The sequence below is a fragment of the Exiguobacterium sp. MMG028 genome (genome assembly GCF_027947425.1).
Taxonomy (GTDB): domain Bacteria; phylum Bacillota; class Bacilli; order Exiguobacteriales; family Exiguobacteriaceae; genus Exiguobacterium; species Exiguobacterium aestuarii_A.
In genome coordinates this window covers 390,219-405,209 of the sequence record NZ_JAQJIN010000002.1, presented here as the reverse complement: position 1 = coordinate 405,209, position 14,991 = coordinate 390,219, and the positions used below count along the sequence as shown (strand labels likewise).

At 47.9% G+C, this 14,991-nt stretch carries 13 protein-coding genes; 10 read left to right on the top strand and 3 right to left on the bottom strand.

Annotated elements, in window-relative coordinates; genetic code table 11:
• Window positions 1-16: 16 nt before the first annotated feature.
• From atpA to PJK55_RS09170, 8 genes are all read left to right on the top strand, one after another.
• Window positions 17-1,525, top strand: coding sequence for a F0F1 ATP synthase subunit alpha (atpA, locus tag PJK55_RS09205; RefSeq protein ID WP_271305570.1), 1,509 nt, complete (start codon window positions 17-19; stop codon window positions 1,523-1,525).
• A gap of 36 nt (window positions 1,526-1,561) precedes the next feature.
• The gene (atpG, locus tag PJK55_RS09200; RefSeq protein ID WP_074035890.1) at window positions 1,562-2,419 is read left to right on the top strand and encodes an ATP synthase F1 subunit gamma; all 858 of its coding nucleotides are present in this window, start codon (window positions 1,562-1,564) and stop codon (window positions 2,417-2,419) included.
• 34 nt (window positions 2,420-2,453) lie between these two features.
• On the top strand, window positions 2,454-3,872 hold the full coding sequence (gene atpD / locus PJK55_RS09195; RefSeq protein ID WP_074035892.1) for a F0F1 ATP synthase subunit beta: 1,419 nt from the start codon (window positions 2,454-2,456) through the stop codon (window positions 3,870-3,872).
• 28 nt (window positions 3,873-3,900) lie between these two features.
• A complete protein-coding gene (locus tag PJK55_RS09190; protein ID WP_012727354.1) occupies window positions 3,901-4,311 on the top strand; it encodes a F0F1 ATP synthase subunit epsilon in 411 nt (136 codons plus the stop codon).
• 149 nt (window positions 4,312-4,460) lie between these two features.
• Window positions 4,461-5,651, top strand: a complete 1,191-nt coding sequence (locus PJK55_RS09185; protein WP_271305569.1) for an EAL and HDOD domain-containing protein — start codon at window positions 4,461-4,463, stop codon at window positions 5,649-5,651.
• Window positions 5,652-5,851: 200 nt separating this feature from the next.
• Entirely contained in the window at window positions 5,852-6,070 is a 219-nt protein-coding gene (locus PJK55_RS09180; RefSeq protein WP_271305568.1) for a DUF1146 family protein, read from the top strand.
• A gap of 242 nt (window positions 6,071-6,312) precedes the next feature.
• Window positions 6,313-7,614 (top strand): UDP-N-acetylglucosamine 1-carboxyvinyltransferase, encoded by a 1,302-nt coding sequence (murA, locus tag PJK55_RS09175; protein ID WP_271305567.1) that lies wholly within the window; start codon window positions 6,313-6,315, stop codon window positions 7,612-7,614.
• An 81-nt stretch (window positions 7,615-7,695) separates the two neighbouring features.
• Window positions 7,696-8,682 carry a rod shape-determining protein gene (locus PJK55_RS09170; protein ID WP_074035900.1) on the top strand — a complete coding sequence of 329 codons (987 nt, stop codon included), beginning with the start codon at window positions 7,696-7,698 and terminating at the stop codon, window positions 8,680-8,682.
• A gap of 68 nt (window positions 8,683-8,750) precedes the next feature.
• Here PJK55_RS09170 and PJK55_RS09165 read toward each other — a convergent pair whose 3' ends face one another.
• Window positions 8,751-9,257 (bottom strand): hypothetical protein, encoded by a 507-nt coding sequence (locus tag PJK55_RS09165; RefSeq protein WP_271305566.1) that lies wholly within the window; start codon window positions 9,255-9,257, stop codon window positions 8,751-8,753.
• Window positions 9,258-9,444: 187 nt separating this feature from the next.
• Between PJK55_RS09165 and PJK55_RS09160 the strand changes: the two genes are divergently transcribed.
• A complete protein-coding gene (locus PJK55_RS09160) occupies window positions 9,445-10,206 on the top strand; it encodes an SDR family oxidoreductase (protein ID WP_271305565.1) in 762 nt (253 codons plus the stop codon).
• A 40-nt stretch (window positions 10,207-10,246) separates the two neighbouring features.
• Here PJK55_RS09160 and PJK55_RS09155 read toward each other — a convergent pair whose 3' ends face one another.
• Both PJK55_RS09155 and PJK55_RS09150 read right to left on the bottom strand, forming a co-directional pair.
• The gene (locus tag PJK55_RS09155) at window positions 10,247-11,026 is read right to left on the bottom strand and encodes a response regulator (RefSeq protein ID WP_271305564.1); all 780 of its coding nucleotides are present in this window, start codon (window positions 11,024-11,026) and stop codon (window positions 10,247-10,249) included.
• A complete protein-coding gene (locus PJK55_RS09150) occupies window positions 11,007-12,788 on the bottom strand; it encodes a sensor histidine kinase (RefSeq protein ID WP_271305563.1) in 1,782 nt (593 codons plus the stop codon). Before PJK55_RS09150 ends, PJK55_RS09155 begins: the two co-directional genes overlap by 20 nt.
• A gap of 187 nt (window positions 12,789-12,975) precedes the next feature.
• On the opposite strand from PJK55_RS09150, the gene PJK55_RS09145 reads away from it, so the two are divergent.
• A complete protein-coding gene (locus tag PJK55_RS09145) occupies window positions 12,976-14,931 on the top strand; it encodes a HAMP domain-containing sensor histidine kinase (protein WP_271305562.1) in 1,956 nt (651 codons plus the stop codon).
• Window positions 14,932-14,991 lie beyond the last annotated feature (60 nt).

The following is a 14,991-nucleotide window of genomic DNA, read 5'->3' as shown; positions in this document are numbered from 1 at the left end:
AATAGGGGTGAATTCAATGACAATCAAAGCTGAAGAAATTAGCGCCCTGCTAAAAGAACGAATCGCTTCGTACGGTTCTGAAATCGAAGTCAGCGAGACAGGTACAGTCATTCAAGTAGGTGACGGTATCGCTCGTGCACACGGACTCGATAACGTTATGGCGGGGGAACTCGTAGAGTTCTCTAACGGCGTAATGGGCTTGGCGCAAAACTTAGAAGAAGGTAACGTCGGGATTATCATCCTTGGCGATTACAAAGGCATTAAAGAAGGCGACTCTGTCAAACGTACAGGCCGCATCATGGAAGTACCAGTCGGTGAGGCACTCCTCGGACGTGTCGTGAACCCGCTTGGACAACCAATCGATGGTCAAGGACCAATCGTAACAGACACATATAACCCAATTGAGCGTAAAGCTTACGGCGTTATGGCACGTAAATCGGTTCACGAACCACTTCAAACAGGAATTAAGGCGATTGACGCCCTCGTTCCAATCGGTCGTGGTCAGCGTGAGCTCATCATCGGTGACCGTCAAACAGGTAAAACATCTGTTGCCATCGATGCGATCATCAACCAAAAAGAAGAGAACATGATTTGTATCTACGTCGCAATCGGTCAGAAAGAATCGACTGTACGTGGTGTAGTAGAGACGCTTCGTCAAAACGGCGCGCTCGACTATACAATCGTCGTTTCGGCATCGGCATCACAGCCGGCACCACTTCTTTACCTCGCACCATTCGCAGGGGTATCGATGGGTGAGTACTTCATGGACCGCGGACAACACGTCCTCGTCGTTTATGATGACCTCTCGAAACAAGCGGCAGCTTACCGTGAGCTCTCGCTCCTTCTCCGTCGTCCTCCAGGCCGCGAAGCCTACCCAGGGGATGTCTTCTACCTCCACTCACGCCTTCTTGAGCGTGCAGCGAAGTTGAACGACGAACTCGGCGGTGGTTCATTGACAGCACTTCCGTTCATCGAGACACAAGCATCGGATATCTCAGCATATATCCCGACAAACGTTATCTCAATCACGGATGGTCAGATCTTCCTTCAGTCGGACCTCTTCTTCTCTGGGGTACGCCCAGCGATCAACGCCGGTCTCTCAGTATCACGTGTTGGTGGTTCGGCACAGGTAAAAGCGATGAAGAAAGTTGCTGGTACACTTCGTCTTGACCTCGCGTCTTACCGTGAGCTCGAAGCGTTCGCTCAGTTCGGGTCAGATCTCGACAAAGCGACACAATCGAAGTTGAACCGTGGTCAGCGTACGGTTGAAGTCTTGAAACAAGACTTGAACGCACCGCTTTCTGTAGACAAGCAAGTTATCATCATCTACGCACTCACGAAAGGTCATCTCGATGACATCCCAGTCACAGACATCCGTCGTTTCGAATCAGAAATGAACGCATGGCTCGACCAAAACCGTAAAGACCTCTGCCGTGAAATCCGTCAGACAGGAAACCTTCCTTCAGACGAGGCAATGGTCGACGCAATTACGGAATTCAAAAAGACGTTCTCGCCATCGGTTTAATCCGGTGACGAGCGTCTATTAAGGTGGTGAATCGAAATGGCATCATTACGTGAGATCCAGATGCGGATCACCTCGACCCAAAGCACGAAGCAAATCACGAAAGCGATGAACATGGTGTCGGCATCGAAGTTGAACCGGGCCCAAGGGAACAACGCCAACTTCAAGCCGTACATGGACAAGTTGCAAGAAGTCATCTCGTCGATCGCCGGTGGTACATCAGGCGCGACACACCCGATGCTTCAAGTACGTCCCGTCAAACGGACTGGTTATATCGTCATCACGTCAGACCGCGGACTCGCAGGCGGATATAACGCCAGCGTCTTGCGTGACGTGTACCGTGAACTCAAAGACAAGCACACATCAACAGATGAGTATCGTCTTTACGTAATCGGAAAAGTCGGTGTCCAGTTCTTCAAGTCACGCAACATTCCGGTGTATAGCGCGATGACAGGGCTAAACGACCAACCAACTTTTGTTGAAGTCGCCGAAATCGTCAAGCAGACGGTTGGTGCCTTCAGCGAGAGCGAGATTGATGAATTGAAGCTTTGCTACAACTCGTTCATCTCGGTCATCAGCCAAGAAGTGAAGATTCAACAATTGCTCCCGCTCGGGGATATCGAACAGTCCGCATCCAATGTGATGTATGAATACGAACCAGAAGAAGAAACGATCTTAGCGGCGCTCCTCCCACGTTATGCGGAAGGACTCATCTACGGTGCATTGCTCGATGCGAAAGTATCAGAGCACGCAGCACGGATGACGGCGATGTCGAGTGCGACAGACAATGCGGATGAACTCATTCGCGGACTCAAGCTCAAATTCAACCGCGCGCGTCAAGCAGCGATCACACAAGAAATCACAGAGATTGTCGGAGGTGCGTCGGCGCTTGAATAAGCGCACGCTCTCTAGATTGTAGGAGGCTAACACGATGAACGAATACGGCATGAAAGGCCGCGTAGTCGCAGTCATGGGCCCAGTTATCGACGTTAAGTTCGACAACCACTTACCGAACATCTACAACGCTCTCAAAGTCACTCACGTGGCAGCGACAGCAGACGATGTTAGTGTCGACTTGACGCTCGAAGTAGCTGTTCACCTTGGTGACGACACGGTCCGTACGATTGCGATGGACTCAACTGACGGCGTTCGCCGCGGTATGGAAGTACTTGACTTAGGATCACCGATTTCGGTACCAGTTGGAGAAATGACACTTGGACGTGTCTTCAACGTTCTCGGTAACCCGATCGATGATAAAGAAGTGGCAGCTGACGTGCTTCGTGCACCGATTCACCGTCAAGCGCCAACATTTGACGAATTGTCAACGAAAGTTGAAATCCTTGAAACAGGGATCAAAGTCGTCGACCTTCTCGCACCATACATTAAAGGTGGTAAAATCGGCCTCTTCGGTGGTGCCGGTGTAGGGAAGACCGTCCTCATCCAGGAACTCATCAACAACATCGCGCAAGAGCACAGCGGGATTTCTGTATTCGCAGGAGTCGGTGAGCGTACGCGTGAAGGAAATGACTTGTTCCACGAGATGACGGACTCAGGCGTTATCAAGCAAACAGCGATGGTCTTCGGTCAGATGAACGAACCACCTGGTGCACGTCTCCGTGTTGCCTTGACTGGTTTGACAATGGCAGAATACTTCCGTGACGAGCAAGGACAAGACGTTCTTCTCTTCGTTGATAACATCTTCCGTTTCACACAAGCAGGTTCTGAGGTATCGGCCCTTCTCGGACGTATGCCATCGGCGGTAGGTTACCAGCCGACACTTGCTACTGAAATGGGTATGCTTCAAGAGCGGATCACATCGACTGCAAAAGGATCGGTAACTTCGATTCAAGCGGTTTATGTACCAGCCGATGACTATACGGACCCGGCTCCAGCAACAACGTTCGCTCACCTTGATGCAACAACCAACCTCGAGCGTCGTCTTTCGGAGATGGGGATTTACCCAGCCGTTGACCCACTCGCATCGACTTCACGTGCCCTCTCTCCTGAAATCGTAGGGAAAGAGCACTATGAAGTCGCGCGTAACGTTCAACAGACGCTTCAGCGTTATAAAGAACTTCAAGACATCATCGCAATCCTCGGGATGGACGAGTTGTCTGAAGACGACAAACTCACGGTTCACCGTGCACGTCGTATTCAGTTCTTCTTATCACAAAACTTCCACGTGGCTGAGCAGTTCACGGGCCAAAAAGGTTCGTACGTACCAGTCAAAGAGACAGTACGCGGCTTCAAAGAGATCCTCGAAGGTAAACACGACGATCTTCCTGAAGATGCATTCCGTCTCGTTGGTCCAATCGAAGACGTCATCGAAAAAGCGAAGACGTTGGTCTAAGACCTACGCGGAAGGGGGAAACTAGACGATGAATACTGTTCACGTCAACGTCGTCACCCCGGATGGTGCAGCCTTTGAAGGGGACGCACGAATGGTCATCGCCAAATCGGTCACTGGTGAGCTCGGTATCTTACCGAAGCACATCCCGATGGTGACACCACTCGACGTCTCAGTCCTCAAACTGCGCCACGAAGATGGTGGACGCACGCTGATCGCAATCAGCGGCGGTTTCATGGAAGTTCGTCCCGATACGGTGACGATCTTAGCTGAAACAGCCGAAATGGCGGATAAGATCGACTATGACCGCGCTTCTGCGGCGAAGGTTCGGGCCGAGCGTCGTCTTCAAGACACGAAGCTCTCAGAACTCGAATTCCGTCGTGCGGAACTTGCGCTCAAAAAAGCGATCAACCGCTTGAGCATTCGCGATATGAAAGAATAACAACGACTCTCACACGAAAGTGTGGGAGTTTTTTTGTGTTTCGAAGGTCAGATAGGTCTTTCGTATGAACCTAAATCATGGAAATAGTAAAAAATATAGAGAAGATGACCGATAATAAAAGAGGGAATGATCGTAAAGGAGAGTAGGGAATGAAAGTTTACGTTGCGCGACAACCGATTTTTGACCAACAATTACGCGTTTGCGGCTACGAACTGTTGTATCGCCGCAGCGAAAATAACATTTTCGAGAATGTCGATGATTCGTTAGCAACGGCTGACGTGATTCATAACGCCTATCTCGTCTTTAATTTTCGAGAATTAACAGAAGGGACGAGGGCTTTCATCAACTTTCCACAGACGTTGATTGAAGGAGAGGTGCCATCATTATTACCTCGTCAATCTCTCGTCGTTGAAGTACTCGAGCACGTCGAACCGACCGAGAAAGTGTTGCAGTCTCTTCGATCGCTCAGACGCCAAGGGTATACGATTGCACTTGATGACTTCGTGTTTGAAGAGAAGTATCGACCTTTTATCGGTTTGGCTGACATCATCAAGATTGATTACCAAGCTACGCCGGTAGAACAACAACAGAAGCTGATCGACGCGCTCGGTCACCGCGTTGAGTTTTTGGCAGAAAAAATTGAGACGCCGGCCGAGTACGAGATTGCGAAACGATTAGGATATAAGATGTTCCAAGGTTATTTCTTTAGTCGACCAATCGTCATACACGGGGCAGAAGTCCATCCTCTCCGTCATACGCTCATTGAGGTATTGAAAGAACTGGATCGCCCCGAACCTAGTTTCCGTCGCATTTCAGCACAAATCGAACGGAGTGTCGACTTATCGTATAAAATGCTTCGTTCCGTCAATACGGTGTATCAAAAAGGTCGTCGCACGATTCAGTCAATCGAACAAGCCGTCGCCCGAATCGGGTTAGATGAATTGAAACGCTGGTCGTATCTCATGTTACTTCGCGAGATGCAGACGTCTGAATCAAAGGAATTGATTAAACAGAGCGTCATTCGAGGGAAGATGATGGAGTTGATTGCGGAGGATACAAATAGTGGCGTCAATTCATTTGATGCCTTTATTACGGGAATCTTTTCATCGCTCGATGTCATTCTTGATGAGGCGATGCAGACATTGATTGCAGAGCTGCCTGTAGCCCCTGCCGTGAAAGCGGCACTGCTCGGAGAACCGAACGGGTTGCGGGTGTTACTTGAGGATGTCATCGCTTATGAGCAGTTGACAATCCCTATCCATAACACAGATTCCGATTGGACTCAATACTACCTTGAAGCGATTCGGTGGTCCCGTAACCTTGACGAATCGAGTGAATAATGTTTGAAATATGTGAGGGGCGTCAATTACTGTAGTAAGACCTTACTGCGGATGACGTCCCTTTTGGTGTGTTTGTGGAGAAAGTGAGTTGATCGAATGGGTTAAACCGCTCGAATCTTAAGACACTGTGTCTTTTTTTCTCTAACATGACATGATATGATTAAAAATGGTACGAATTTTAGAAAAGAGGGGAATCGTCGATGATCAACACCGTATTTTCGCTAGCGGTTTACGTCATAGCGATTTACGTCGCTTGGTGGGCACTCTTACCCGTCAAATGGGACAAATTGCTCAATCAAGTGAGGAGCCCGCAAGCAGCCGTCTTGCGTGTTCTCGTAGCTGTCGTCTTCGGTTCGCTGATTGCTCAGTTCTTTTTGGAGTATATCCGACTAGCGCAAGAGCTCGCACCTATACAGTAGCCACAGAATATTTAACAAACTGTAATCCTGCTGTAACGACTCCTATATGTTTATCATGTAGGATAAATTCGTCTGACATGATGTTTTTTCATTCGGTCTGAACTTATTTATTACGATTTTATTTGCGAATGAAGAATCGATCACGTTTTACAAACCATTCTAATAATCGACATCATCACATCCGAAATCGGATATCGACGCACTATATAAAAAAACAATGAAGTTGGAGGACAAAGAGAGATATGAAGGATTTGATTGTAGTCCGTGGAGGACGTAAACTGTCAGGTACTGTGCGCGTTGAGGGAGCAAAGAACGCTGTACTCAAAACATTGGTTGCCACTCTGTTAGCTAGCGAAGGAAAGTCAATCTTACAAAACGTACCACGTCTTGCGGACGTGTACACGATTAATAAAGTACTTCGTCACCTCGGTGCAGAGGTGTCGTTCAATGAAGAGAAGAATGAAGTAACTGTCGATGCGTCGGGCGACATCAAAGATGAAGCACCACTCGAATACGTTCGGAAGATGCGTGCTTCAATCCTCGTCATGGGACCTCTTTTGGCTCGTCTCGGTCACGCGCGTGTCGCGATGCCGGGCGGATGCTCAATTGGATCACGTCCAATCGACCTCCACTTAAAAGGATTCGAAGCGATGGGTGCGAAGACAGTCATCGGAAACGGATTCGTGGAAGCTTCTGTAGACGGTCGTCTCCAAGGCGCGAAAATCTACTTGGACTTCCCATCTGTTGGTGCGACGGAGAACATCATGATGGCAGCTGTGCTTGCAGAAGGCACAACAATCATCGAGAACGTCGCGAAAGAGCCTGAAATCGTAGACCTTGCGAACTTCTTGAACGGAATGGGCGCACACGTACGTGGTGCAGGTACAGAGACGATTCGCATCGAAGGTGTAGAAACACTCCGCGGCGCAGAACACTCAATCATTCCTGACCGCATCGAAGCGGGGACATTCCTCGTCGCGGGTGCGATCACAGGAAGTGACATTGAAGTCATCGGTGCAGAACGTGAACACCTTCGTCCACTTATTTCAAAAATGGAAGAGATGGGTGTACACTTCGAAGATACAGCGGAAGGCATGCGCGTCTCAGCGCCGGATGAATTGAAGCCGGTCGATGTGAAGACGATGCCACATCCTGGATTCCCGACAGATATGCAATCACAAATGATGGCTCTCGTCTTGAAAGCAGGCGGCACATCAGTGATTACAGAAACAGTATTTGAGAATCGCTTCATGCACGTGGAAGAATTCCGTCGCATGAATGCGGACATTAAAATTGAAGGACGTTCAGCAATCGTCAAAGGTGGCGTTCACCTTCAAGGAGCGGAGGTCGTCGCAACGGACCTTCGTGCTGGAGCAGCACTTATTCTAGCGGGTCTCATCGCAGAAGAAGAGACACGCGTTGGTGATTTATATCATATCGACCGTGGATATGTAGACTTCCACAAGAAACTTCAAGCACTCGGTGCCGACATCGAGCGCATCCAAGGAACTGTCGAAGTTGCGAGTGAAATGGTTCAGAACTAAGTAACGAGCACGAATTCGAGAGCGAGGAGAGACTCTTCTCGCTCTTTTCAATGAAGAAATGAACGGAGGAACCTATACATCATGTTTTCAAAAGATATCGGGATTGATTTAGGGACAGCAAACGTTGTCATTCACGTAAAAGGGAAAGGAATCGTCTTAGACGAACCTTCAGTCGTTGCGATGAAACGCTCTACAGGGAAAGTGCTAGCAGTCGGTTCAGAAGCGTATGAGATGGTTGGTCGTACACCTGGTGATATCGTGGCGATCCGTCCTCTTCGTGATGGAGTCATCGCCGATTTCGCCACCACAGAAGAAATGCTCCGTCACTTCATCGAGAAAATTCAAGTCCGTGGCTTCTTCGGAGGCATTCGCATGTTGATTTGTACACCTGCGAACGTGACGCCAGTCGAAGCAAAAGCAATTCGTGAGGCTGCTGAAAAAGCCGGGGCGAAAGAAGTCTTCCTCGCCGTAGAACCAAAAGCAGCAGCTGTTGGTTCGGGCATGGACATCTGGAAGCCAGTCGGTCACATGATCATCGATATCGGTGGGGGGACGACAGATGTCGCCATCCTCTCGATGGGCGATATCGTCTGCGGTGAAACAATCAAGATTGCAGGGGACCGTTTCGACACGGACATTCTCCGTGCGATCAAAGAGAAGCATAAACTCATCATCGGGGAACGGACAGCCGAGCAAATCAAGAAAGAAATTGCGACGGTATTCCCAGGCGGACGTAACGAATCGATGGACATTCGCGGGCGTGACATGGTACGTGGATTGCCACGTACAGTGACAATCACGTCGGAAGAACTTCGTGAAGCGATGGCCGAGTCAGCGAACGAGATCGTCGAAGCGACGAAGCGTGTCCTTGAACAGACACCACCGGAGCTCGCAGCTGACATCATCGACCGTGGGATCATCATGACAGGTGGGGGGTCACTCCTTCACGGTCTCGACCAACTCGTCGCAGAGCGTGTCATGCTCCCAGTCATGATGGCTGAAGAGCCGACGCTCAGTGTCGCGCACGGTACAGGGATCATGCTCGAAAACTTAGATCGATTGAAATAAACGAACAGGCGACCGTGCGCGGTCGCCTGTTTTTGTGTGGGTTAGATTGAGACTTATGAGTTTCAACCTCAGTATTCATTCGATACAGGAAGGGGTAAATCTGTTTCAAGTTGATGTTGTAGACGGTTGGTAAGTTCGATTGGATAATACATAATGCCGATAGAAATACGTAACGGGAATAAGGTGTGTAAATCGCTAGGGTAATAGGAACCGTCGCGTGGTAACGTATGATCGACTATTCGTGAGCCCCCTGTGGATTGGTCGATGCGTAAGACGATTGGGACAGACATCCCTGTCCCTCGTTCGAGTTGTTGATGATTTGGGTAATACTCTTGAAGAAGCGCCCATACATACACTTCCTGTCGAGTCGTACTCGTCCCGAGAATATGATAACTCGCGTAAACGTCCCCACCGAAATTAGGGGACATGACTTCAGACGTCAAGTAACGCTCTAATTCGTTTTGATCTACGTCGACGGATTGGGTAAGGGTGACAAACGATTCATCTGACCAAGCGGCATAGAAGACAGCAGTGATGGTCAGTGTACAGAATGTCGTCATGATTAACTTTTTCATATAAGCGCCTCCAAATACCGATGTGATGAATCATATACATTCATCATATCTGAAGGGACTACAAATATATAGGTTATATATGGGTGAAAATGTATATAATGAAATCATTAAGTAATGAGAGGGGAATCATGATGGCACCGATTCACTAAATGACTGAACAACATAAAAAATCGAATCGGAGGACATGATGAACAAACCACTTACACTCATTACCGGAGTCAGTCGCAATCAAGGCATTGGGGCTGCCATCGCACGAAAACTCGCACATGAGGGGCACGACCTCTATTTGACGCACTGGAGTCCGTTTGACGCGACCGACGGGGTCGGGGAAGAGAGAGGCTTTATCAATCGATTCGTTCAGGAGTTGACCGAACAGGGTGCCCGTGTGGAGCATGAGGCGTATGACTTAGCCTCGGGTGATGAAGTTGCACTACTTGATCGGATTGAAGCCAAACTTGGCATACCAAGCAGACTGATTCATAACGCGACCTATGAGCGACATGTCAACGCCGAGAACTTTACGACCGACGTATTGAGGCAGCATTATATGGTGAACAACGAAGGAGCACTCGGACTCACTTTTGCGTTTGTCGAACGTTATCAGCAAGCGGGATATCAAGACGGTCGCATTTTGTTTTTAGTATCGGGTGGGGCTGATGCGAATAACCTAGCGTATATTGCGACAAAAGGGGCATTGATTGCGATCACGCCTGCACTCGCAAACGGAGTAGGGAAGTACGGGATTTCCGTGAATGCACTCGATCCAGGCCCGACAGACACGGGGTGGATTGATGATGAGCTTCGTCAGCACCTGCTCCCATTGTTCCCATATAATCGAGTGGGAACACCTGAAGATACGGCGCGTTTCGTGGCTTTCTTGATGGGAAGAGACGGGGTATGGGTGAATGGGCAACATCTTCATGTGGATGGTGGATTCACGGGGCGTTAATATACAAAAGCATCTCGCTTTTTGCGCGAGATGCTTTTTCTTAGTGCCATTTATAGTCTTTATCGACAAACAATCGATTCTTCAGTTCTGTCTTAGAAATAGAAGGTCGTGTCGAATCTAAATACTCATAGTAATCACACATACAGGACTCACCGAGTTCGATGGAGTAACCATTATTGATTGTCTTCACCGTAATATCTAGTTCGTGCTCTGCTAGCGTCTTCTTCAAGCGATAGATGGCGTTGTACACATTGTGTAGGGCACGTTGTGGTTCATCGATGTCCGGATAGAGTGTTTCCGCGAGCACCCATTTGTTGATGACCTGTTTGCGATGATAGACCAGGTAGGCGAATAACTCCTCGGTTTTTTGAGTGGGCCATTTCACAAGATTTCCATCCTGCGTTCGAACCGAAAAACGATCAAGGAATTGAATACGACAAGATTGATGCGGATTTTTTTGTTGGATTGCCTCATAGCGCTGAACGATACGTGGAATGACGCTGTGAATCATTTGCTCCGTGATCGGTTTCAACAAGTAATGCGTCGCATGCAGATTAAACGCTTCGACGGCATATTGTTGATGTGCGGTCGTAAAGACGACTTGCGTCCGTTCGGGCAAATAGGTCGCGAGTTCGAGGCCAGTCATTTCAGGCATCTCGATATCTAAGAAGACGAGGTCGACCGGATGTTCTTGAATAAACGTGAGAGCTTGAGTCGGACTTTGGAATGAACCGACCCATTCAAGAGATGGCTCTTCTTTCACAATTCGCTCCATCATCCCTAAAATATGATGTTCATCTTCAATTAAAATCGTACGCATTTACGTGATTCGTCCTTTCTTGTTTGGGTAATCGTAAGTGAATGGCAGTACCTCTATTTAGAGTAGAGGTTAAATCAAATGTTGCACCAGGAAGATGTTCAATTCGGCGTTTTATATTACAGATTCCGATACCGGATGATTCGTTCGACTGATCAGTGTCAAATCCGCTCCCTGTATCACGAACACGAATATCAATCGCCCCATCCTGTTCTTGGATGGAAAGCGTGATCCGCTTTTGTCCTGGATGCCGATAAAGCCCATGACGAACTGCATTTTCAACGAGTGGCTGAATCAGCAGTGGTGGAATCGAGCAGTTTAAAAGGGAGTCATCGATTTCTTTCACGACCTCAAATGAATCCCGGAACCGAGTCTGTTCGATGGCGAGATAGGAGTCAATCATATCGACTTCTTGTCGAATGGAAATATCATGATCCGTTCGACCATTTTCGAAAATAAAACGGACGTACGTACTTAAATGACTAAGCAGACGAGCGGCGTCGGGCGGTGACGTATAGCATAGCGCAATCACGTTCCCGAACGTATTGTAGAGGAAGTGTGGTTTGATTTGAGCGTTAAAGAATGACATCTCATGTTGTGAGGCCAAAGCTTCGACTTGTTGCTTTTTCTTTTTGTCCGTAGACAAGTGAATCGGCAACAATAAAAACATTAACAAGAAGTAAATGATGGTGAACGTGTTGGCATAGAGTTGTTGGTTGGGCGACACGATGAATGTCGACATCATGATGCCGATATATCCGACAAGCTGGGCGAGTGTGAATGTCAACAATTCGAGTGTATTCATGGTCTTGTACTTCTCAAGAAGCCAACCGATGTTCAAGCCGACCCAAAAGAACGTAATGAACAAGACGATCATCCATACGAAGTATTCGAACACACTGTAAATGGAGTGTGGCAGGATGATGGCTAGAGTGGTCAATATATAAAGCGGATATCTCGCAAGCGTTAAAAACCGATCGAACGAGACACGCTCCAAACATCTCGCGAATTCGATCAACATGATAATGCTTAACAGTGCCAAACTTAACGTCAACTTGTCACTTCCCGTGATCCACATCCCGTCCCGAGACATAAGAGAAAGGCTTGTCAACAAGAAGAACGCTGTCCCATAGCCATACAGTCGTTCATTTCGATGGAACAAGTAGACGATGGCATAGAACATGGCAATCAGCAGAGAAATGAGCAACATGAAAAATTCGTAGCCCGAGTAAGCATTTTGAGCCGTCATAATCTGGTGTAACGGGCCGACCAATATACTTTCTTCGATAGGCACTGAATTCCCTGCTTGTTGTGTCTGTTGAACCGTCAATCGAAATTCTTTCATTTCATCGTCAAGTAATAGAAGTGATGGTTGTTCACCTGAACGATTATTTCCGATACGTGTTGTGTCAACAGATGCTCCATCAATCAAAATCGTAGAGGAGGATAGTGATGAAGGAATGAGTAACGCATACGTTCCTTTTGGAAGCGAGAGGTCGATTTCATATGTGGATTCCTTGTATGGTGTCGTAAATGGGATGGTTCGATAGGAACGTCGATCGACTTCCGAGACGATTCCGGATTCGTAACGCCACGATCCATCGAGGCGCAGAATCTCTTCGTCAACCGAAGAAGAAAGAAGCGAGGCTTCACCTTGTTTTACGGTGACGGTTGGATTGATTGACTGATGTCGAATCAATAAAGTGAGGCTGACGCCAATCAACATCACAAGGATGAAGATAAACGTCATTCGATTACGAGTCATGCGCACATTCCCTTCATTTTTTGTGAGTTTCTTGTGAGGACACTACGTTATTCTTCCTAATAGGTGAATGGATTTTTTGCAGTGACTCTCCGTCTCATCATCGTACCCGAACTTTTTTTGTTTGAACAGAAAAAGTCATTCACCGTACGAAATGAGGCATTCCAGGAGTAAAGGAAGAAGGCATTCCATGAAACGTTGGATTGAACAACGCATTAGTCGACAAGTGATGACCATTTTTTATATATTGATTGCCTTAGTGACGCTTACATCGGTTGGGACCTATTTTTATACGCAACAATCGATTCAACAAACGACCGTTCAATTGGAGCGAATCAGTGAGCAACGTGCACGGGCGACAGATTTATTTGAAACGTGGCAATCGATGCAGTATGAGTTACGCGGTCACGTCCTCCTTGGGGAAAACGCCCTGTTAGAGGAAGTACGTAAGGCTCAAACGAATATCGATGAACAAACGACCTGGTTTGAAACACAGGCCAGTAATGAGGAAGAAATGCAGTTCGCGGAAGATGCGCGACTCCTTTTTTCCATTTATACGACACGCGTCATGCCCGCGCTTGAACAATATGTGATTGCGAAGCAGGCAGGGGAAGTGGATGAAGAGTTCCTACAGATGCGTACGGTCGGGCAATTCATGCCGAAAAATGAGACGTCTACTCAGACGCGATTTAAGCTCAACTCAAGTAACGCTGCGGACATGAGTGCAAGTATCGTCGATATGGAGTCGGTCTTTACCGACTATCGGGCAGATCTCGACTTTCAAGAAAGTGAATTACGCGATGCACTCTCGAAACAGTTGGTGCAAGCCCAATGGATGTGGCTCTTGATTTTACTCGGTGCACTCTTCTTGTTGTTCGTTGGCTTACAACCGTATATTTTACGACTGACGAATCAGTTGCAGACGCTCATGACGAACAGTGAGCGACTCGCGACGAATCCGAGCGCGACTCTCATCCCCATCAAGCCGCTACAAAATGAGGTCGGTCAATTGTCTAAGGCATTTAATGAGATGGCGACATCGCTTCGGACGCAACAAGATCAAGTCGACCTAGAGCGTGAAAAGACCGCCCGAATCTTACACACGATGCGCGACTCAATCGTCTACACGGAACTCAAGACGAATGAACGATTCGGAAACAGCGCGCTCTTTGATTTATATGAACATCCGATCCCGACAACTGAACGAGGGAGTTTATATCCGATTACGATGTATTACCCGATGTTCATGAATCAGATTGATGACAAAGAAGGACTGAACCGTTTCACGAAGCGGGCGAAAGAAGAAGGGATGTTCGATGAGACGTTCACGTACACGATGCAAGACGGTCAGAAGACGATTCGGATGTATGCCGAACCGATCGACCTGCAGAATGAACGTGTGGGTGTCATCTTCGTCTCGCGAGATATTACCCAGGAAACAGAGATCAATCGAGTGAAGACGGAACTCGTCGCAACCGTATCGCATGAGTTGCGGACACCGCTCACATCGATTCTCGGCTTTTCCGAGCTCTTGAAGAGTCGTCAATTAGATGAGACGAAACGAGAGCGCTACTTGGAGATGATTGCGAGTGAGACGAAACGTCTTGAGCGTCTCGTAAGCGATCTGTTAGACGTTCAAAAAATGGAGGCGGGTATGGGAACGCCTGAGTTTAAAGTCGAGAGTCTAAATGACTTACTATCTGACTTACTCGAGATTCACGCAGGATCGACGGAGAACCATCTTTTCCACTTCGACTGTGATGAAACGCTCTTTGTGGCAGGAGACCCGGCTCAGTTACGACAGGTGTTCTCGAACATCCTGAACAATGCCATCAAGTATTCCCCGGACGGTGGAAATGTGAGTGTCGATGTGACGTGTGAAGAAGACACGATTCAAATCGCCATCACGGATGAAGGTTTGGGGCTTTCCGAGGAAGACGCAAGTCGAATCTTCGATAAATTTTATCGGTCACAATCCGAAGCAAGTCGTCGCATTGGTGGCACCGGATTAGGATTATCCATCTGTAAAGAAATCGTCCAACTACACGGTGGCACGATTGACGTCCGCTCTCAAATCGGAGAAGGGACGACGATGATTGTTGAGTTGCCGATGGTCGATCATGTAAGCGAAGAACGTTCATCCTAAATCATAGGATGAACTTTTTTTGAAAAAACGGTGAATGCATCGCTCATTTGGTACGATATA

Coding starts and splice junctions, on each gene's coding strand:
- PJK55_RS09165 (WP_271305566.1), bottom strand. CDS start 9,257: ATGAAAAAGTTAATCATGACGACATTCTGTACACTGACCATCACTGCT.
- atpG (WP_074035890.1), top strand. CDS start 1,562: ATGGCATCATTACGTGAGATCCAGATGCGGATCACCTCGACCCAAAGC.
- PJK55_RS09185 (WP_271305569.1), top strand. CDS start 4,461: ATGAAAGTTTACGTTGCGCGACAACCGATTTTTGACCAACAATTACGC.
- atpA (WP_271305570.1), top strand. CDS start 17: ATGACAATCAAAGCTGAAGAAATTAGCGCCCTGCTAAAAGAACGAATC.
- PJK55_RS09160 (WP_271305565.1), top strand. CDS start 9,445: ATGAACAAACCACTTACACTCATTACCGGAGTCAGTCGCAATCAAGGC.
- PJK55_RS09155 (WP_271305564.1), bottom strand. CDS start 11,026: ATGCGTACGATTTTAATTGAAGATGAACATCATATTTTAGGGATGATG.
- PJK55_RS09190 (WP_012727354.1), top strand. CDS start 3,901: ATGAATACTGTTCACGTCAACGTCGTCACCCCGGATGGTGCAGCCTTT.
- PJK55_RS09150 (WP_271305563.1), bottom strand. CDS start 12,788: ATGACTCGTAATCGAATGACGTTTATCTTCATCCTTGTGATGTTGATT.
- PJK55_RS09145 (WP_271305562.1), top strand. CDS start 12,976: ATGAAACGTTGGATTGAACAACGCATTAGTCGACAAGTGATGACCATT.
- PJK55_RS09180 (WP_271305568.1), top strand. CDS start 5,852: ATGATCAACACCGTATTTTCGCTAGCGGTTTACGTCATAGCGATTTAC.
- atpD (WP_074035892.1), top strand. CDS start 2,454: ATGAACGAATACGGCATGAAAGGCCGCGTAGTCGCAGTCATGGGCCCA.
- murA (WP_271305567.1), top strand. CDS start 6,313: ATGAAGGATTTGATTGTAGTCCGTGGAGGACGTAAACTGTCAGGTACT.
- PJK55_RS09170 (WP_074035900.1), top strand. CDS start 7,696: ATGTTTTCAAAAGATATCGGGATTGATTTAGGGACAGCAAACGTTGTC.